Genomic DNA, 19,697 nt, shown 5'->3' on the forward strand with positions numbered 1-19,697 from the left:
TGGGTTTTTTATGGGTTCTGTTTGGCCCTGATCTCAAGGGCCTCTTCCAGGGTATAGGGCCGGTATTCAAACTCAGGCCCGAACAGGTCTTTGCCGTAGGCCTCCACGGTCTGGCTGAATCCGGCCTGCTCCCTTCGGGCGTTTACATTTTCGGGGTCTTCTATGGGCCAGATCAGGCTGACCTCTTCCGGCGTCCCGGTAAAATAGGACATCCCCTGGGTACCGTAACGCTGGGGTTTATCCTGGCCCATTAAGGACCGGTCGAGCATCATGGCATACAGCCGGTAGGGCAATTCCCCGGTTTCGGCCGCTATCCGGATCTGCGGCAAAAATTCGTCTATCCGGTTGGAATGCTGGATTACGTACCAGGCCGCCAGGTTGGCCGGCACCCCCACCAGGGTTTTCCCGGGGTAGCCGTATATGGCCATTATGGAATCGATGGTACGGAGGTTGGCGCTGTCCAGGGCCACTTGTTTGCGCCAGGATTCAAAATCCATTTCGGCCCGGTATTTCTGGTCCAATTCCAGCACACTGTCCAGGGCCCGTTTCAGGGGGAGGTCAAAGCGGGCCTCGTCATCCAGGGGGGGGAGTTCCAGTTCCTCCAGGTCGTTGTAGTGCAGTTTTTGCCGGATGTTACCCTGCTCCAGGCGCAACACCCCGGGGTTGGAGCGGACGATGGTCTTCAGGGCGGTCATGTCGGTAAAATAAAAGGGGAAATGCAGGTTGAAAGTGTCTTTGAGGGCCGTGGTCGCCGCTTTGGAAGAGGCCGACAGCCCGACTACGGCATAACCGCGGGCAAGGGCTGTATCCGTTACCCTGCTGAGTTCCGCAAAGGCCTCCGCATTGCTTTTGGCCAGGTCATAGGCCACTACCATGAGGAGGTTTTTTCGCTGCAGGAGGAAGGGGGCCAGGTCCTGCCCGTCAAACTCCATGGTAAAATCGTGGATGGGGGGCTCGTACCCTGCCTGTATTTCCCGCGTACCTTCAAGGCCGATGAACTCCCCTTTTACCTCAGGATAATCGCCCAGGGTGGTCATGATTTCTTCCTTCCCGTCTACCCGGAATTTCCAGCGGTACTCATAAACGGGTTTGGGGGCATCCTCCGGGACAACCATCCCCTCAGGGATGCTTTTACCCACGGCATAGGGGCGGAAATCCACCACCGGAAGGTGGTTCAGCACATGGTTTCCAAACCAGATGCAGGCCACCAGGGCCACCAGGGTGGCCCAGAGCCGGAACCCGGGGGTTCCAAGGGGCCTGATGTGTTTTTTTCCAGCGAGGAGGAACAGGATCAGCACCAGCAGGATCACATCCTTCCCGAAGGATTGCCAGGGGGTCAGCTTTACGGCATCGCCAAAACACCCGCAATCGGTGACCTTGTTGAAGTAAGCCGAATAAAAGGTAAGGAAGGTGAAAAATGCGATGGTGGCCAGCAGGGTCCACAGGGTCAGTTGGATCCGGAACCCCAGCAGGAGGGTCACCCCAAGGATGACTTCCAGGACCACGACAAAGAGGGCCAGAGCGAGGGCATAAGGCTCCAAAAAAGGCAGGTCCAGCACGGCCGGGCTGAAGTATTCCTCCAGCTTAAAGGAAAACCCCAGGGGGTCATTGAGTTTGATGAGCCCGCTGACGATGAACAGCACCCCTACCAGGATGCGGGCACAGGTTATGGCGTATTTCATGTTGCAGGGCTGTTTTCCCCGGGCTCCTCCCCGAGGTGGATCAGGGCGAACACCGCATAGTTGATCATGTCCTGGTAATTGGCTTCGACCCCTTCGCTGACCTCGGTCAGGCCCTTGTTGTTTTCGATCTGTTTGACCCGGAGCAGTTTCTGCAGAATCAGGTCAGTCAGGGACGACACCCGCATTTCCCTCCAGGCCTCCCCGTAATCGTGGTTCTTGGCTTCCATCAGGGCTTTGGTGAGGCCCACCTGCCGGTCGTAAAGGGCAACGGCCCGGCCCGGGTCGAGGTCGGGCATTTCCGCCACCCCCAGCTCCAGCTGGATCAGGGCCATCACCGAATAATTGATAATGCCGATGAATTCGGCCCGTTCCCCTTCGGCCACGCGTCGTTCCTCTTTTTCCTGCAGGCTGCGGATACGCTGGGCCTTGATAAAGATCTGGTCCGTCAGGGAAGGCAGGCGCAGGATCCGCCAGGCGGCCCCGTAGTCTTTCATTTTCCGCTGGAACAGGTCCCGGCACCGGCTGATGACGGCGTCATAGGCTTGGGAAGTTTCCTTCATAGATTTTGCGTAATTTTCCGCCCGGGGCGCACCCCGTCAAAAGTACCATTTTATACGGTGTTGTCCATAATGCATTCCAAAGGTATCGAATTATGACCATTTGTTGCCGGGGGGAACTCCTCGACCTCAGCCAGCCCCGGGTAATGGGCATCCTGAACTGTACGCCAGATTCCTTTTTCGATGGGGGCTCCTTCTGGGACCCCTACCTGGCCATGCGGCAGGCAGAAGCGATGTTGGCGGCCGGGGCCGATTTCATCGATGTAGGCGGGTACAGTTCCCGGCCGGGAGCTGCCGATGTGGGGGAAGAGGAGGAACTGCGGCGGGTGGTGCCCGTCATTGAAGGCCTCCTGGTGGAATTCCCCGGGGCCCGGATCTCGGTGGACACCTTCCGCAGCAGGGTGGCCCGGGAGGCCCTGGATGCCGGGGCGGCCATGGTGAACGACATCAGCGCGGGCCTGAGGGACCAAAACATGCTCCCTCTGGTGGCCCAGCGGCAGGTGCCCTATGTGATGATGCACATGAAGGGCACCCCCCAGACCATGGCCCGCGAAACCCATTACGACGATCTGGTCGGCGAGGTCCTGCATTATTTTTCGGAGCGCCTGGCCGCCGCCAGGGCGCTGGGGATTACGGACTGTATTGTGGACCCGGGCTTTGGGTTCGCCAAGACCCGGGAACAGAATTTCCGCCTGCTCCGGTCCCTGAATGAATTCCAGACGCTCCGCGCCCCGCTCCTGGCAGGCCTAAGCCGTAAATCGATGGTCTATAAAACGCTCGGGGGCGGCCCCGGCGATGCCCTCAACGGGACCACTGCCCTTCACATGCTGGCCCTGGAAGGCGGGGCGCAACTGCTTCGGGTGCATGACGTAAAGGAAGCCGTGGAGTGCATCCGCCTTTGGGAAGCCTTTACGGGGGCCTGAAAACAGGGACGCCAGGTCCTGTAATTTTTCTACTTTTACAAAAACCTGCTGGGATTGGACTTTCTTAATTTTCTGGATTTTGGGGTTACCGACCTGATCGATATCCTGCTGGTGGCCATCCTGCTTTTCTACCTGTACCGCCTGGTCCGCGGCACGGTAGCCATCAACATCTTTATCGGCATCGTCATTATCTGGGCCTTCTGGAAAGGGACCGAGCTCTTGGACATGCAAATGACCTCCAGCATGGTGGGCGGTTTTATGCAGGTGGGCCTGATCGCCCTGATCATCGTCTTCCAGCAGGAGATCCGCAAGTTCCTCCTCGTTTTGGGGTCCACGAATTTTGCCAACAAGCGCCGCCTGGTGAAACATTTCCGGTTCCTCCGCCAGGAAGGGGTCAGTACCGACCTGGACGTGGAAGGGCTGCTGGCCGCCTGCGAGACCATGGGAAAGACCGGCACCGGGGCCCTGGTGGTCGTGGAGCGCGACACCTCCCTGGATTTTATCCGCTCCTCCGGGGACCCCATGCAGATTGAGGTGAACCAGCCGATCGTAGAAAGCATCTTTTTCAAGAACAGCCCCCTGCACGACGGGGCAGCCATCATCAAGGGCAATACCATCGTGGCCACGCGGGTAATCCTGCCGGTCTCCCGGGAGCGGTCCATCCCCCAGCGCTACGGGTTGCGCCACCGGGCAGCCATCGGCATCACCGAACGCACCGACGCCCTGGCCCTGGTGGTCAGCGAAGAAACCGGCCTTATCTCCTACATCAAAAACGGAGAATTCGTACTGTATAAAGACATGGAAGAACTGGAGCGGATGCTCCGCAAGGACCTCAGCACATGACCTGCAAAAATTGTGAAGGGACCCTGCGCACCGATTTCCTGTATTGCCCGGGCTGCGGGGCCAAAGCCCAGGTAAAACGCATCGATTTCAGCAGTCTGTTTACGGACATCTACGAGCGGTTCTTCAACCTGGAGAATTCCTTTTTCCGCACCTTCAAGGCCCTGACATTTAAACCGGAGGCCGTTATTGACGGGTATATGGAAGGGCTGCGCCGGCGGTTTATGAACCCCATCAGCTACCTCGGGGTGTCCCTGGCCCTTTCCGGGCTCATCTATTTCATCATGAAGGTCTATGCCCTGGAGCGGATAGACCTGGATATGATGGGTACCGGGGCCACAGCAGCCACGCGGAAGGTCTTTGACACCATCCTGGAATACAATTCCTTTTTTTTCCTGCTCTACATCCCGGTGATCGCCCTGGCGGCCATCCTGTCCTTCAACCAGAGGGGGTATAACCTTCCGGAACACCTCGTTTCGGCCACCTACTCCCTGGCCCATTACTCCCTGCTCTCCTTTCCTTTCAGCGTAGCCATCCTGCTGCTGGATCCGAGAAATTACATGGGCTATTCCATGGGGATGCTGGTGTTCATGTTCCTGTATTCCCTTTATGCCCTGCTTCGGGTCCACCGCTATGGGCGGGGCATCGCCGTGGTGCGCAGCATCGTGTTCCTGGCCCTTTTATTTATCGGCTACATGGGGTTATCCATCACCATCAATGTGGTACTGGTACTCTTGGGGGTAGTATCCTTTGAAGATTTCCTGCCTGCCGGCTAGGCGACTTCCTCCACCATGAACTGGGCCTCGTAGAGCTTGCTGTAGTACCCTTTTTTATCGAGGAGGGCCTGGTGCGTGCCGGTCTCCACAATGTGGCCCTTATCGAGCACTAAAATGGTATCCGCTTTCTTTACCGTGGCCAGCCGGTGGGCGATGATAATGGAGGTCCGGCCCTCGGTAACCTTCTCCGAAGCCTTCTGGATCAGCTGCTCCGAATAGGTGTCTATCGAAGAGGTGGCCTCGTCGAGCACCAGGATGCTGGGGTTGCGCATATAGGCCCTTAGGAAGGCGATCAGCTGGCGCTGCCCGCTGGAGAGCATGGTACCCCGTTCCTTCACGTTATATTGATACCCGCCGGGGAGGCTGCTGATAAAGTCGTGTACCCCGATCTGCCGGGCCGCCGCCTCAATATCGTCTATGGAAACCCCTGGGTCTTTCAGGGCGATGTTGTTCGCAATGGTGTCGGCAAAGAGGAATACATCCTGCAGCACCACGGCAATGTTATTCCTCAGGGAGGCGAGGGTATACTCCCTGATGTCCTTCCCGTCGAGCAGGATGGTCCCCGAATGGATGTCGTAGAACCGGTTCAGCAGGTTGATGATGGTCGACTTCCCGGCCCCGGTGGAACCGACGATGGCGACCTTCTGCCCGGGTTTCACGGCAAAAGATATCCCGTGGAGCACTTCCTCATCGGCCTCGTAGCCGAAACGGACGTCCCGAAACTCAATGGCCCCTTCCATATGGCTTACCTCCAGGGTACCTGTATCTTCGATGCGGCTTTCGGTATCCAGGATCTTGAAAACCCGGCCTGCCGCCACCATCCCCATCTGCAGGGTGTTGAACTTGTCGGCCAGTTGCCGCAAGGGCCGGAAGAGCATCTCGATAAGCAGGATGAAGGCAAAAAGGGTCCCGGCAATATCGGCCCCGGCGTCCACGATGTTCTGCAAACCGCCATACCAGACCACCAGGCCGATGGCCAGGGAGGTGACGATCTCTGCGATGGGAAAGAAAAAGGAGTTGTACCAGACGGTCTTCAGCCAGGCATTCTGGTGCTTTTCATTGATCTTCCGGAACTTTTCAGCCTCGATTTCCTCCCGGGTAAAGAGCTGTACAATCTTCATCCCGGTAAGGCGCTCCTGCACGAAGGAGTTCAGGTTGGATACCTGGGCCCTCACCTCGGTAAAGGCCACCTTCATGGCCCGCTGGAAGATCCGGGTGGCGTAAAGGATAAGGGGCAGGATGGCAAAGACCAAAACGGCCAGCTTCCAGTTCATCCAGATCATGATGGCAGAAGCGGCAAGCATCTTCAGCAGGTCGGCCACAATCATGAAAAAGCCCTGGGAGAAGATCTCCCCGATGCGCTGCAGGTCGGCGACGGACCGGGTAACCAGCACCCCCAGGGAAGAACGGCTGAAATAGGCCATGCGGAATCCGATCATCTTGTGGAACAGGGTGATCCGCATGTCCTTGATCACCGATTCCCCCAGCCAGTTGGCGTAATAGGTAAACAGGAGCTGGCACACCACCTGGCCCACCAGCACGGCCACCATCCAGGCAGAGAGTTCAAAAAGCAGGTCCCCGTCGCGCCTCGGGATGGCCTGGTCGATGATCTCCTTGAGGATCATAGGGGTGAGAACCGAGAAAACCGTGAGCAGGATGGCTGCCAGGGCGGTCCCGTAAAAGGTGCCCCGGTAGGGTTTTGTGAATGCCATTACCCGTTTGAACAGGTACAGGTCAAATGCCTTGCCGCTATCTTTCTCCATCTGTCAGGTAAATGCCTTCAGGGTATATTATTTCCGTCAAATATAGCCCTTTTGCAGGGACCGATACCCCGGCCCGGGAACGGTCGCGGCTGCTGATAATTTCCTTGATGCCTTCCGGGGCGATCCGCCCCTTGCCCACTTCGAGCAGGGTGCCGACCACGGCCCTCACCATGTTGCGCAAAAACCGGTCTGCCGTAATGGTGAACACCCAGGCTCCCCCCCGGGGTTCCCAGGCGGCCCGGGTGATCTTACAAAGATAGGTTTTGACATCGGTCTGCGAGCGGGAAAAGGCCTTGAAGTCGCTAAATTCCATTAAATAGGCGGCTGCAGTATTCATACGGCCAAAATCCAGGGGCTGCCGCACAAAACAGGCCGTGTCCAGCGCAAAGGGGTCCCGCTGCTGGATGAGGTGATACTCGTAGGTGCGGCTCAGGGCCGAAAACCGGGCATGGGCCTCCGGGAGCACCGGGCAGATACCGCGCACGACGATATCCTCCGGCAAAAAGGCATTATACCGTTCCGGGAAATCACCGCCCAGGGGCGCTTCCCAATCGAAATGGGCCACCATCTCCCGGGCGTGTACCCCCGTATCGGTACGGCCGGCGGCTACCAGGGCCACTTCCCCCCCCAGCAAAAGCTTAAGCCGCTCTTCCATCGCCTCCTGCACAGTAAGGGCCGCCGGCTGCCGCTGCCAACCGTGGTAGTGTTTCCCCAGGTAGGAAAAGTGCATAAAGTAGCGCATGGGCCGGGTTTGGGATTTCACAGGCAAAGATACTAAGAACCCGGGGCACTCGCTTCAGGCAAAAAATAATTCACTGATTTTCAATTATTTTAGTTTTTTCTACCTACCTTCATTAGCTAACTTTAAAACCAACCACACAATGAAAAAACTAGTTACCCTTATGGGGCTTTTCATGGTTTTCACCATGACTGCCCAGGAATTGTACTTCACCACCTACAATTTTACGGTGGAATCTCAAAATGTAGGAACTGTCTACAGGATGGTAAATGATTACTATTCCAAGAATAAACCGGCAGGGGTCACTGTTTCCCTGTACGAAAACCACTTCAACGACCACGGGGTGAATTTTACCCATTCCATTGTTTTTTCGGGGTCTGTCGATGCGCTGGGAGCCATGTACGGGAGCGGTGAAAACACCTCTTGGGAACTTTTTATCACCCGGCTTCAGCAGCACGTCAAGGAAGGATACAGTTCCGCTATGGGATCGCGTTTGGCCCACGCAGGCGACTTAAACCAAAAATTCCCCTTCCAGCGGGTAATGATGCTGGACGTGGAGGACGGAAGCGCTTTTTTGGAATTCTGGAAAAAGTTTAATTCCATCAATCCGGAGGGGCGCCTGGCCATGATTGGGAATATTTCGGCAGGCAGGTCCCCTGAGGGCGAAAGCCACTGGATCGTGAACGGCTTTAAGGACATGAAGTCGGCCATGGCGGGTGTTTCGAGTTTAATGACAGACACCCAGCGCGAAAGCAGGGATAAAATGTGGGAAGAAAGCAAGGACACCTATGGCGATGTGCGTATGGTGCGCAACACCCTGCGCATCCTGCTCGGCCAGTGGTAGACCCCTTCGATTTTTTCCCTGCAAAGCCCGGTTTTCACGTGAAAACCGGGCTTTGTTATTTTTTGTGGTCGGCCTGCCAGATTATACGTTCCCGGCGCCGGGCGGTAATTAGGTTTTAAAATAAAAGCTCTGATCTGAAAGGTACTGGCAGTGCATGGCAATACCTTTATTTCGGGGGGGCGGCACCCTTTGCATACACAGTAGCCCGAAGTTCCGGTAGGCAGTTTGGAACTTCAGCGGGCCGATTACGGCCCTGGCCATCCCTTGAACTTTATTCCCGATAAACGCAATCCCCTGGGGGCAACCCTGGACACGGAACCCAATAGCTAATTGGCTAATTGCCAAATTCGCTAATTGACAAATTCGCTAATTGACAAATTCGCTAATTGACAAATTCGCTAATTGACAAATTCGCTAACTGACAAATTCGCTAACTGACAAATTCGCTAACTGACAAATTCGCTAATTCGCTAATTAACCAATTCACCCCCGCTTCCCAAGCTCCACGACCTCCAGGTCTTTGATCTCCTTCCCGTCAATGGCAAAACGCAGCATGGTGCGCACCTGGTGGAACCCCGTATTGCCGCAGGCCCCGGGGTTCATATGCAGCAGGTCGAAGCGTTTGTCATATTGCACTTTCAGGATGTGGGAATGCCCGCAGATAAACAACTTCGGCGGGTTTTCGAGCATGGTTTCCCGTACCCTGGACTGGTACTTGCCGGGGTACCCGCCGATATGGGTTATCCACACGTCCAGCCCTTCGCAGGCAAAGCGGTTGTCGAGGGGAAATTCCCTGCGGGCCAAGGCATCATCGATATTTCCATAGACCGCCCGCAAGGGTTTGAGACCGGCCAGGGCATCGGTCACCTCCAGGGAGCCGATATCCCCGGCATGCCAAATTTCGTCTGCCTGCGCGGCATAGGAAAGGATGCGTTCATCCATATGCCCATGGGTGTCGGAAAGGAGGAGGATTCGGGTCATGCCTTTAAAATCTTGAGGCAAAGATACGCAGGCGAAACAAAGCCCCGGTAAATGGAGGATATTCCCCCATGGGAATCACCTTCTTTTTTGTACCTTACAGAAATTACCGGGAGACCTGTTTCAGGTGCCCGAGGAATGACCCCAGTACCTGCCTCTTTGGCTTGACCCAGGGTAGTTTGGGACCATCCTTCAGATCAACGCATGAGTCGAGAAATTCAAACCATCAAGGAGCTGCAACGCCTCCTGGAGCTTGAGGCAGCACTTGAACAGGTACGTGCCAGAAGTTTGGTGATGCGCCACACTTCGGAGCTGCAAAGCATTATCCATACCGTACATCAGGAACTCTTAAAGCTGAACCTGTCCATTTCCGGGGGATCATTTATTGTGATCAACAGCGAGCTGGACACCCAAATCCATTGCTGGGGTTCGGGGGGCACGGCAGATACCTCAGATGAGGTAACCATCCCCCGCCTGGAGAAACCCATATACACCAACCTGTTGGAGGGGATAAAAAAGGGGCCGGGGTTTTTTACGGAAGCCTACACCCGGGAAGAAAAAACGGAGTTTTTCACCTTTTTGGTCCGGCATAAACCCTGGTCGGAGCTCAGCGCCGCGGAAAAAGAAGAAACCCTTTCGGCCCCGGGCGGATATACGCGCTCCTGTGTGGTATCTGAGCATACCAGCATTGTGATCGTCAACCACTTCGGACAGGCGTTTACAGCGGCTGAAAACCATATCCTGGAGCGTTTCGGGACCGTCTTTGAACAGTCATATACCCGTTTCCTGGACCTTCAAAAGGCCGAAGCCCAGGCCCGGGAAGCCCGGATCGAAGCGGCCCTGGAACGGGTGCGCGCCCGCTCTATGGCGATGCAATCCTCGGAGGATTTGAGCGATGTGCTTAGTGTGCTTTTCCAGCAGTTTGACCGCCTTGGTATTGCACCCTTAACAGTCTGGCTAACCCTTTGGAACCCTGAAGAAAACACCTTTACATACCGCTCAACGGGCACCTCGGGAAAACGGATCCAGGGCCAGCAGGTGGTCGACATCGGGGGAATGGACCTTTGGAAAGACCTGTACAACAAGTGGAAATCCGGCACCTCCGAAGGCGTGGAAGTGCTTTTTTATTCCAAAGAAGACCTCGGGCAGCTTTTCAGCCTGTTGGAGGAAACTTATTCGGCCATGCCAGCGGAGGAACGCCTCACCCCGGAGCGTTTCCCACACGGGGGGTACAGCGTGCAGGGGCATTGTAAATTCGGATATATCGGCTACACCCATACCCGGGAACCCTCTGAGGAAGACAAGGCCATACTTACCCGGTTTGCCACGGAATTCGGCAGGGTCTACCAGCGGTTCCTCGATTTGCAAAACGCGGAAGAGAGGGCCCGGGAAGCCCAGATCGAAGCTGCCCTGGAACGGGTAAGGGCCAGGTCTATGGCCATGCATCAAACCGATGAATTGAATGATGTGCTTTGCGTGTTATTGGAGCAATTTGATTTCTTAGGTATTAATCCGGTACTCACTCATTTAACCTTGTTTGATGAAGCCAATGAAAAATTCAGTCTTCGCCTGACCACTTCACCTACCAGCAGAATTTTGGTAGAACAGATCATCGACATCTATGCGGTAGAGTCCTGGAAAGCCTCTTATGAAAACTGGAAAAAAGGGATTCCCAATACGGTGGATTGTATTGACTATCCACCGGAAGCGTTACCCGCAGTTTGGGAGGTGTTGAGTGAAGTAATGAATGCTTTGCCGGAAGGCCATAAAATAAATCCGGAAGATTTTCCTAACGGGTTATTTACTACACAGGGTCATTTCAAATTCGGATACCTGGGATTTAATCATAGTAGAAAGGCAACAGCAGAGGAAAAAACTTTGGTAAGCCGCTTTGCCACCGAATTTGGCAGGGCTTATCAACGCTTCCTGGATATTCAAAAAGCAGAAGCCCAGGCAAGAGAAGCACAGATAGAAGCGGCATTGGAAAGGGTGAGAAGCAGGTCTATGGGAATGCAGAATACCACAGAAATGCAACAGGTGGCCAACGAAACCAGAGCGCAATTGCTGTCTTTGGGTCTCAAAATTGATGCTTTGGCCATGAGCGGGGTGATCGACAATGAAGCGGATTATGATGTTTGGGTAGGCGGGGCAATTTCTGAAAAACCTCTGCGCATACCTTATAATAACAATACGAGTGTACAACGTGACTATAACAAAGCCATTAAAGAACGACCAGAATTGTTTACAAAAACCTATTCTGGCAAGATCATGAAGGACTACTTCAGGGACTTGATGGCGACCAATACATTCAATCCTGAAATAGAAAAATTCATGTTGGAGTGCCAGGCGTTTACAACGACTTTGACCTTCATGAAAAATTCAGGAATGCAAATAGTCCGGTATACTGATCAACCGTTTTCAGATGCAGACAACACCATTGTAATACGTTTCGGGAAAGTTTTTGAGCAGGCATATATCCGTTTTCTGGATCTCCAAAAAGCAGAAGCCCAGGCAAGGGAAGCGCAGATCGAGGCCGCCCTGGAGCGGGTACGCTCCAAGACCATGGCCATGCACAACACCGAGGATATCGGCGTTACCGTGGCTGCTTTTTTCAGGGAACTCGTCGGCATGGGCCTCGATGCCTCCATCCGCTGCGGGGTCGGCATTTTGAGCCAGTCGGAGCACATGCAGCTTTGGACGGCCTCGGCCCGGGACGCCTCGGCCCCCGTGCTCAACTCCGGCACCCTCGATATGTCGCTGCACCCCTTGTTGCAAGGGGTAAAGCAAGCCTGGTCTAAAGGGGACCCTTCCTTCTCCTATACGCTTGAAGGCAATGATCTTGAACGGTACTACCAGGTGCTCAGCGACGCCCCGGATTACCCGGTGCACTTCGACCTGAAGGCCATCCCCAGGGCGGTTTACCAAAATACGTTTATCTTCAGGGACGGGGTCCTTTTCTCCTTTACCGAATCACCCCTGCCGGAAACTATCCGGAATATCCTGGAACGTTTTGCCTCGGTATTCGGACAAACCTATACCCGATACCTCGACCTTAAAAAAGCCGAGGAACGCGCCCGGGAAGCCCGGATTGAACTTGGCCTGGAACGCGTCCGGGCCCGGGCGATGGCCATGCAGGATTCTTCGGAGCTGACTGAGGTCCTGTCCGTCATCTTCCAGCAACTGAAGCTACTGGGCGTGGATACGGTCTGGACGCATCTGACTCTGGTCCATCAGGAGGAAAACACGTTTACGTATCGGATGACGGGCCGTAACGGGGAGCGTATCGTGGCTGAGGAAAAAATTTCCCTTGACGCTTCGGAGCACTGGGCGCATATCTCCGATGCCATCAAATCCCCGGACACAGAACCGGACCCCATCACGCGGTTTGAAGTTCCTACGGAAGGTCTGGAGGGTATATGGTTGCTCTTTGATGGCATCTTCTCAAAACTTCCGAAAGGGGAACAAGTGTCTCCGGCCGACTTCCCAAACGGACTGTACACAACCCAGGCCTATTGCAAATTTGGCTTTCTGGGCCTCAACCAAACCAGGGAGGCCACCGCGGAAGAGGCCGATATCCTGCTGCGCTTTACCACGGAGTTTGCCAGGCTGTATCAGCGGTTCCTCGATTTACAGAATGCGGAGGAACGGGCCCGCGAAGCCCGGATCGAAGCTGCCCTGGAAAGGGTACGTGCCCGTTCTATGGCCATGCACTCCACTGAGGAAATCCTCGAGGTGGTCGTGGTGCTGTTCAACCAGTTAAAAGCCCTTGATGTCAATTTCATACAGGCCTGGATCAGCATCTGGCACCTTGACGAGGGCTATCTGGAGATGTGGATGTCCCCTATTGAAGGATTCGGGGACCAGCCCATTTACCACCAGCGGCCTTCGGCCGAATTTGAGGATACGACGGTAAAATCGTGGTTAAAAGGGGACCGGTTTTCCTACCTGTCCCTGCCCGGGGAGGAAATTGTGACCGGGTTTTTGGTCCGGATGGACCAGATGCTCGGTGGGGATTATTTCGAGAGGTTACAGGAAAAAAACCGCTACAGCCGGCTTGAATTTGTGGATGCCAACCACAAATACGGAACCGTCAGCATGTCCTGGCACGAGGAGGTGGCGGAGCAGGATAAGGAAACCCTCTACCGGTTCAGCAAAGTATTCGAACAGACCTATACACGCTTTCTCGACCTCCAAAAAGCCGAGGCCCAGGCCCGGGAAGCGCAAATCGAGGCGGCCCTGGAACGGGTGCGCGCCAAGACCATGGCCATGCACAATACCGATGACATTGCAGACACGGTAGTTACCTTTTTCGAAGAGCTCGTCGGCCTGGGCCTGGATTATACGATGCGGGTGGGGATCGGCATCTTAAGCCAGTCGGAGGAGATGAGGTACTGGACCGCTTCGGTACGCGGGACTGCGGAAACCATCTTGCAAAGGGGGTTGATCGACATGACCCAGCATCCCCTTTTGACAGGTGCAAAAAGAGCCTGGTCCGAACAAGTCCCCCTTTTCACCTATACCCTTGAGGGCAAAGCCGTAAAGGAATATTTTAAGGTGCTCAATGATGATCCGGAAGTTTCTCTTGAATTTGACCTGGATGCCCTACCGGAGACCATACACCACAAAAGTCATGTCTTTGGGGACGGCCTCCTGTACACCTTTACCGAAACACCTCTTCCCCGGGACATCACCAGTATCCTCGAACGCTTTGCGGCAGTGTTTGGCCAGACCTATACCCGTTACCTCGACCTGGAACGGGCGGAGAAACAGGCCAGGGAATCGCAAATCGAGGCGGCCCTGGAGCGCGTAAGGGCCAAAGCCCTGGCCATGCACAGTTCGGCAGACCTGAGGCAGACCATAACGACCATTTTTGAGGAGTTGAAAAACCTGGATGTAAAGCCGCTGCGATTGGGACTGGGGTTGCTCAACCCGGACAAACCCGAAGGGGAAATCGTCACCTCGCGAATCGGTGAAAACGACGAAATCATTGAAGTAAGCGGAGCATTTGAATTGGTGGGTGATCCGATACTTGAAGAAGTTTACGACCATTTTAAAAAGCAGCTCGATTACTTCCCCATCCTGGAAGGCGATGAAATCAATAGTTACTATGCCGCCCTCACCAGGTCTGTAGATGTAGAGGGTTATGGGACGGACACCAAACATTACGGGTGTTTCCTGTTCTTCCCAGAGGGGGGGCTATACGCCTGGGCAGCCGAACCACATTCAGAAGCGCAAATTGAAATCCTAAAGAAATTTTCACGGGTGGTGGAGATTACCTACCGGCGCTATAACGACCTCATTGAATCCGAGGCCCGGGAAAAAGAGGCCGTCAAGCAGGCTTCGCTCGACCGGGTCCGGGCGGAAATCGCGTCCATGCGGACCACGGAGGACCTCGAGCGCATCACCCCCCTGGTCTGGAAGGAACTGACCACCCTGGGCATCCCGTTTTTCCGCTGCGGGGTCTTTATTATGGACGAGGCCAGCCAGCTGGTGCATGTGTACCTGACCAACCCTTCCGGGGAGGCCCTGGCCGCTATGGACCTGCCTTTTGATTTTGACATGTCCCTGATCCAAAAGGGGGTGGCCCACTGGAGAAAGCAAAAACCCCTGGTAGAAGAGTGGGACCAGCATCAGTTTATTGAAATGACTGCAAAGCTGATGAAACACGGGCAGGTCAAAAACATCCAAACCTACCAGGCTGGAGAAACACCCCCGGAACGCCTTGTCTTGCACCAGGTGCCTTTTGCACAGGGTATGCTGTATGTGGGCAGCACCCAGGCCCTCTCCGACGTGGAAATGGATATCGTAAAGGCCCTGACCCGCACTTTTGCCGTGGCCTATGCCCGGTACGAAGATTTCAGGGAGCTGGAAAAGGCAAAGCAAAAGGTTGAAAAGACACTAGATGAGCTGAAAGCTACCCAGGCCCAACTGATACAGTCCGAAAAAATGGCCTCCCTGGGGGAACTCACTGCGGGCATTGCCCACGAAATCCAAAACCCGCTGAACTTTGTGAACAATTTCTCGGAGGTGAGCAAGGAACTCCTGGAGGAGTTGAACCAGGAAATCGAAAAGGGTGACTGGGAGGAGGTAAAGGCCCTCGCCGGGGACGTGATCCAAAACCTTGAAAAAATCAACCACCACGGCAAACGGGCCGACAGCATCGTCAAGGGCATGCTCCAGCACAGTCGCAGCAGCGAGGGGAAGAAAGAACCCACCGACCTCAATGCCCTGGCCGATGAGTACCTCCGCCTGGCCTACCACGGCCTGCGCGCCAGGAACAAAAGTTTTAGCGCCGAATTCAAAACCGATTTTGACCCTGCCCTGCCCAGGATTGACGCGGTGCCCCAGGATATGGGCCGGGTCTTGCTCAACCTGATCAACAATGCCTTCCAGGCCGTGGAAAATGGTGCACGCCCAACGGTCCTGGTGGCGACCAGGCGCCTGACCAACGCGGTGGAGATTTCGGTTACCGACAACGGCCCGGGCATCCCTGAAGCCATCAAAGACAAGATTTTCCAGCCCTTCTTTACCACCAAGCCCACCGGGCAGGGCACGGGCCTGGGCCTAAGCCTGAGCTACGACATCGTAAAGGCACATGGAGGGGAACTCTCGGTGCAATCGTCCCCGGAAAGCGGCACAACCTTTAGCATCCATCTCGGCCTATGAAAGCAAAATCGATCCACGGCAACTCCCCCGAACAGATCCATCAGGCCCTGCAGCAAAGTATGGCCGATGGCTTTACCCCAACCCTGGCCATCGTTTTTATATCGATCCGGCAAGATCGGGACGCCATACGGAAACTCCTTGCCCAAAACGATATTGACGCCTTCGGGGCCACGTCATGCGGGGAATTCGTCGATGGCCACCAAAGCACAGGGGGCATCGCGATCTTGCTCATGGACCTCCCAAGGGATGCCTATTCCCTTTTGCTGGAGGATATGGGCGGGCGCGGGACAGGCGAAGTAGCCGACCTGTTTGCTGCCAGGGTCCTTGCGCAATTTGACAACCCTTCGATGCTCCTTTGCAGTACCGGGGTAACCCCTGAAGGGGGTGTGTTTGACGGCATGAAGCTGGTCGAACGGCTGACCACCGCCCTGGGCCCGGATCGGGCCTTTTTCGGGGGGATGGCGGGCGATGACCTGACCCTGACCGGCACTTCTGTTTTTACCCCAGCCCGGGAATCGCAGGACGGCCTTGTGGCCCTGGTGCTGGATGCAGACCGGGTGGCCCTGCACGGCATGGCGATTACCGGGTGGAAACCCCTTGGGATTTCCCGCAAAGTCACCCGAAGCAGGGGAAAGCTCCTGTATGCCATAGACGATAAGCCCGCCGTGGACATGTACCTAAAATACCTGGGGAAAGGGGAACAGGCAGGGGACCGGGAGTTTAACCTGCTTGCCGAGCTCTCCTTCCACCACCCCTTTATCGTGGAACGGGAAGCCGGTGGCGATACCCTGATGAAGGGACCCATGGGTATTGACCACGCAGAACATGCCCTGGTGATGGATATGGAGATGAAAGAAGGGGAAGTGTTCTGGTTTTCCATGCCCCCTGATTTTGATATCGTGCAAGAAATCACGGATGCGGCCACGGAAGTGAGAAACACCGTGGGAGCCGATGCCGATGCCCTGCTGGTATTTTCCTGCGCGGGGCGGGAACCCTCCCTGGGGCCCCTGGTGACCATGGAAAATGAAGGCCTGGCTTCCGTCTGGAACAGCCCCATGGCCGGCTTTTACACCTACGGGGAATACGGCCGGGGCAAAAGCGGCCGGCAACAATATCACTCTACCGCCTGCTGTTGGGTAGCCCTAAAAGAAATACCTCAAGCAGACTCATAAAAAACAAACCAAAACGACCTGTTCTCATGAAAGTATTTATCGAATTATGGAAGGCCAAAGAGGCCTGGAAGGCACTGCCCGCTACGGACCGGCAGGCCTATGCGGCCCAGTTGGGGCCGGTGATCCAGGATTTCGTCGACAAGGGGGCCGTCCTGGAGGCATGGGGAATGAACACGGACGAAACCGAGTACCGGGCTGCCTACGATTTTTTTGCCGTGACCAAGTTCCCCTCGGATGGGCTGCTGGAGGAATTCCAGGCCATAGTGGAAGCTGCCGGTTGGTATGCGTATTTTGACCAGGTAAACCTTTCGGGTACCCTGATGTCCCCGGAGGAAGTGGTTGGCAAAATACTCGAACTCTAACCCCGTCAATTTAAAATGAACGCAAAAACAATTACCGTAAAAACACCCGAAGCCCTTCAGGCGGCCCTGGAAGTGGCGGCGGCCGAAGGTTTCAGCCCCACCCTTGGGTTGGTTTTCGCGCCCTCCGGCTTCGAAACCCGGCCCCTGGCAGAGGTGCTTGATGCGAACGGTATTGCCGTTTTCGGGGCCCACACGCCCGACCGGTTTACCGACCGGGGGATTGAAAATGCGCTGGCAACCCTCCTGCTAATGGACCTCGACCCGTCCTGTTTCAGGATTGTGCTGAAATCGATTCCTACGGGGGAATATCAGGCAGGTTTGGAGGTAAGCAGGGAAATTGCCAGGATGGGCAAATCCTGGTTCGACCGTCCGGCCTTCATCGCCTCCGTATCCCAGGCCGAAGTGCCGGGAGATGCCGTGGTGGAGGGGTTTTTGTCAGTAGCCGGGGAAGGGGCCACCTTAATTGGGGGGTACACTGGCGGGAAACCTTACTGGTCCGACCATGTTGTTTTTACCAATGGGGAACAGAGCCAGTGGGGCATTGTTTGCCTCATCCTCGACCAGGACCGCGTGGCGCTGCAGGGGCTTGCCGTTTCCGGCTGGAAGCCCGCCGGCACCCCGAAGACGATCACCCGAAGCGAAGGCAACTGGATTTATACCATAGATGATGAACCCGCCTATGATGTCCTTGTCAGGTTCACAGGGGCAACCGTCGATCCGGATGACAGCGATGACCTGCTGCAGCAAATCGGCAATTCACACCCATTGCAGGTCATCCGCAGCGGAGGCAGTGCGGTGATGAATCCGCCCCTGATGTTTAACAAGGAAACCGGGGCCGTCCTGTGTGGCGGCCATATCCCCGAGGGGGCCAAAATCCGTTTTTCCCTGCCCCCGGATTTCGATATTGTGGATACCGTGGTCGAAAGCGCCCGTGAAGCCAAAGCACAGTCATTTCCCGAGGCAGACGCCTTGCTGGTCTTTTCCTGCATTGGCCGGCAGGCCACCCTCGGGCCTCTGATCGATGAGGAGGTCAACGGCCTGAGTGACGTCTGGCGAGTACCTATGGCCGGGTATTTCAGCCTTGGGGAATTCGGGGCGACCCGGGGAGGCAACGCCACCTACCAGGGCACCACCTGCAGTTGGGTGGCCTTAAAAGAAAAACCAGCACCATGAGAGCAAAATCCATAAAAGCAACATCACCCCAGTCCCTTCAAAAGGAATTGGAACAGGCCATGGCCGACGGGTTTACCCCTACCCTGGCGATTGTTTTTACCTCCGTGGTCCAGGACCGCAAGGCAATCGGCAACCTGATGAATGCCTCCGGGATACGCCTTTTCGGAATCACCACCAATGGGGAATTTATCGATGAGGAAACGGAAAAGGGGTCGATCGCAGCACTCCTGCTCGATATGGACAATGAGTATTTTCAAATCTACCTGGCGGAATACCCAAATCATAACTATAGGGAAGTGGCGAAAGGGGTAGCCAACCAGGCGAAAACAAGATTTAAAAGGCCTGCCTTTATCCTGGGCACGAGCCACCCGGCGGCAGACGGGGAGGAGATCCTGAGGGGCTTTGAAGCGGTATTGGGCGAAGACGTCAATGCCTTTGGAGGAGGCGCCGGAGATGACTATTCCTTTTCAGAAACCTTTGTGTTTACCAATACAGGGGAAAGCAACAATGGGATGGTCTGTATCGCCATCGATGAAGACAAAGTCGCGATCAGCGGCATAGCCACTTGCGGGTGGAAAGCGGTGGGTACCGAAAAAACGGTGACCAAAAGCGAAGGGAACCACGTGTACACCATCGATGGCTCCCCGGCCCTGGACCTTATGACCAAGTATGGGGGGCTTGAAAATGTACATCCCGACAACAAAGATTTACTCATGGAAATCGCCGCCAATTTCCCCTTGCAATTACAAAAAGAAAAAGGTTCTCCCGTAATGCGCCCCCCTTTGGTGGTCGACTGGTCAGACCATTCCTTTTATACCAGTGGCACCGTGCCTCAGGGCTCAAAAATCCGGTTTTCACTGCCGCCGGACTGGGACGTCATGGAAAAGGTGGTGCAAGGCGTTCGCAACCTGAAAGAAAACGGGATGCCCAAGGCAGACGCCCTGATCGTGTTCAGCTGCGCGGGCCGGATCCTTTCTTTCGGGCCGATGATGAACGCCGAACTGGAAGGCATCAAACAGATATGGAATGTACCCATGGCCGGTATGTTCTCGAATGCCGAACTGGGCCGCATGGCCGGGGGAAACCTGGAAATGCACAACCTGACCACCTGCTGCGTGGCCCTTAAGGAAAAAAAACAGTCCCAATAACCATGCAAAAAATAACTGTCCTCTGCGGAAACCCAACCGATCCCGAAGCGTTTGAACGCTATTACCAAAACACC

Annotated in this window: 14 protein-coding genes; 9 read left to right on the plus strand and 5 right to left on the minus strand. The window is 55.3% G+C overall.

Translation table 11 applies throughout. The features are described from left to right. Positions 1 to 8: 8 nt before the first annotated feature. A complete protein-coding gene (locus tag NG653_RS13445; RefSeq protein WP_252742238.1) occupies positions 9 to 1,682 on the minus strand; it encodes a BT_3928 family protein in 1,674 nt (557 codons plus the stop codon). Further along, positions 1,679 to 2,242: a DUF1599 domain-containing protein gene (locus NG653_RS13450; RefSeq protein WP_252742239.1), complete on the minus strand. Its 564-nt coding sequence runs from the start codon at positions 2,240 to 2,242 to the stop codon at positions 1,679 to 1,681. Before NG653_RS13450 ends, NG653_RS13445 begins: the two co-directional genes overlap by 4 nt. A gap of 92 nt (positions 2,243 to 2,334) precedes the next feature. On the opposite strand from NG653_RS13450, the gene folP reads away from it, so the two are divergent. From folP to NG653_RS13465, 3 genes are read left to right on the plus strand one after another with little or no spacing between them, the layout of a single operon-like run. Next, on the plus strand, positions 2,335 to 3,162 hold the full coding sequence (folP, locus tag NG653_RS13455) for a dihydropteroate synthase (RefSeq protein WP_252742240.1): 828 nt from the start codon (positions 2,335 to 2,337) through the stop codon (positions 3,160 to 3,162). A gap of 54 nt (positions 3,163 to 3,216) precedes the next feature. Beyond that, a complete protein-coding gene (locus tag NG653_RS13460) occupies positions 3,217 to 4,005 on the plus strand; it encodes a diadenylate cyclase (RefSeq protein WP_252742241.1) in 789 nt (262 codons plus the stop codon). Beyond that, entirely contained in the window at positions 4,002 to 4,778 is a 777-nt protein-coding gene (locus NG653_RS13465) for a DUF3667 domain-containing protein (RefSeq protein WP_252742242.1), read from the plus strand. The genes NG653_RS13460 and NG653_RS13465 overlap by 4 nt, the downstream gene beginning before the upstream one ends. Here NG653_RS13465 and NG653_RS13470 read toward each other — a convergent pair. Next, positions 4,775 to 6,541 (minus strand): ABC transporter ATP-binding protein, encoded by a 1,767-nt coding sequence (locus NG653_RS13470; RefSeq protein WP_252742243.1) that lies wholly within the window; start codon positions 6,539 to 6,541, stop codon positions 4,775 to 4,777. The genes NG653_RS13465 and NG653_RS13470 overlap by 4 nt on opposite strands. Continuing rightward, positions 6,528 to 7,283, minus strand: coding sequence for a tRNA pseudouridine(38-40) synthase TruA (gene truA / locus NG653_RS13475; RefSeq protein ID WP_252742244.1), 756 nt, complete (start codon positions 7,281 to 7,283; stop codon positions 6,528 to 6,530). The genes NG653_RS13470 and truA overlap by 14 nt, the downstream gene beginning before the upstream one ends. A 139-nt stretch (positions 7,284 to 7,422) precedes the next feature. On the opposite strand from truA, the gene NG653_RS13480 reads away from it, so the two are divergent. After that, entirely contained in the window at positions 7,423 to 8,124 is a 702-nt protein-coding gene (locus NG653_RS13480) for a hypothetical protein (RefSeq protein ID WP_252742245.1), read from the plus strand. Between the two features lie 483 nt (positions 8,125 to 8,607). Here the strand turns inward: NG653_RS13480 and NG653_RS13485 are convergent, their stop codons facing one another. Further along, entirely contained in the window at positions 8,608 to 9,105 is a 498-nt protein-coding gene (locus NG653_RS13485) for a metallophosphoesterase family protein (RefSeq protein ID WP_252742246.1), read from the minus strand. Between the two features lie 201 nt (positions 9,106 to 9,306). Between NG653_RS13485 and NG653_RS13490 the strand changes: the two genes are divergently transcribed. Genes NG653_RS13490 through NG653_RS13510 form a run of 5 tightly spaced genes read left to right on the plus strand, consistent with a single transcriptional unit; the run spans position 9,307 to position 19,623 of the window. Beyond that, positions 9,307 to 15,768 (plus strand): sensor histidine kinase, encoded by a 6,462-nt coding sequence (locus tag NG653_RS13490; protein WP_252742247.1) that lies wholly within the window; start codon positions 9,307 to 9,309, stop codon positions 15,766 to 15,768. Then, positions 15,765 to 16,940: an FIST signal transduction protein gene (locus tag NG653_RS13495; RefSeq protein WP_252742248.1), complete on the plus strand. Its 1,176-nt coding sequence runs from the start codon at positions 15,765 to 15,767 to the stop codon at positions 16,938 to 16,940. Before NG653_RS13490 ends, NG653_RS13495 begins: the two co-directional genes overlap by 4 nt. A gap of 26 nt (positions 16,941 to 16,966) precedes the next feature. Then, a complete protein-coding gene (locus tag NG653_RS13500; RefSeq protein ID WP_252742249.1) occupies positions 16,967 to 17,302 on the plus strand; it encodes a DUF6616 family protein in 336 nt (111 codons plus the stop codon). 15 nt (positions 17,303 to 17,317) lie between these two features. After that, the gene (locus NG653_RS13505; protein WP_252742250.1) at positions 17,318 to 18,475 is read left to right on the plus strand and encodes an FIST signal transduction protein; all 1,158 of its coding nucleotides are present in this window, start codon (positions 17,318 to 17,320) and stop codon (positions 18,473 to 18,475) included. Next, positions 18,472 to 19,623 carry an FIST signal transduction protein gene (locus NG653_RS13510; protein WP_252742251.1) on the plus strand — a complete coding sequence of 384 codons (1,152 nt, stop codon included), beginning with the start codon at positions 18,472 to 18,474 and terminating at the stop codon, positions 19,621 to 19,623. Before NG653_RS13505 ends, NG653_RS13510 begins: the two co-directional genes overlap by 4 nt. Positions 19,624 to 19,697: the final 74 nt, after the last annotated feature.

The sequence above is a fragment of the Robiginitalea marina genome (assembly GCF_024006985.1).
Classification (GTDB): Bacteria; Bacteroidota; Bacteroidia; order Flavobacteriales; family Flavobacteriaceae; genus Robiginitalea; species Robiginitalea marina.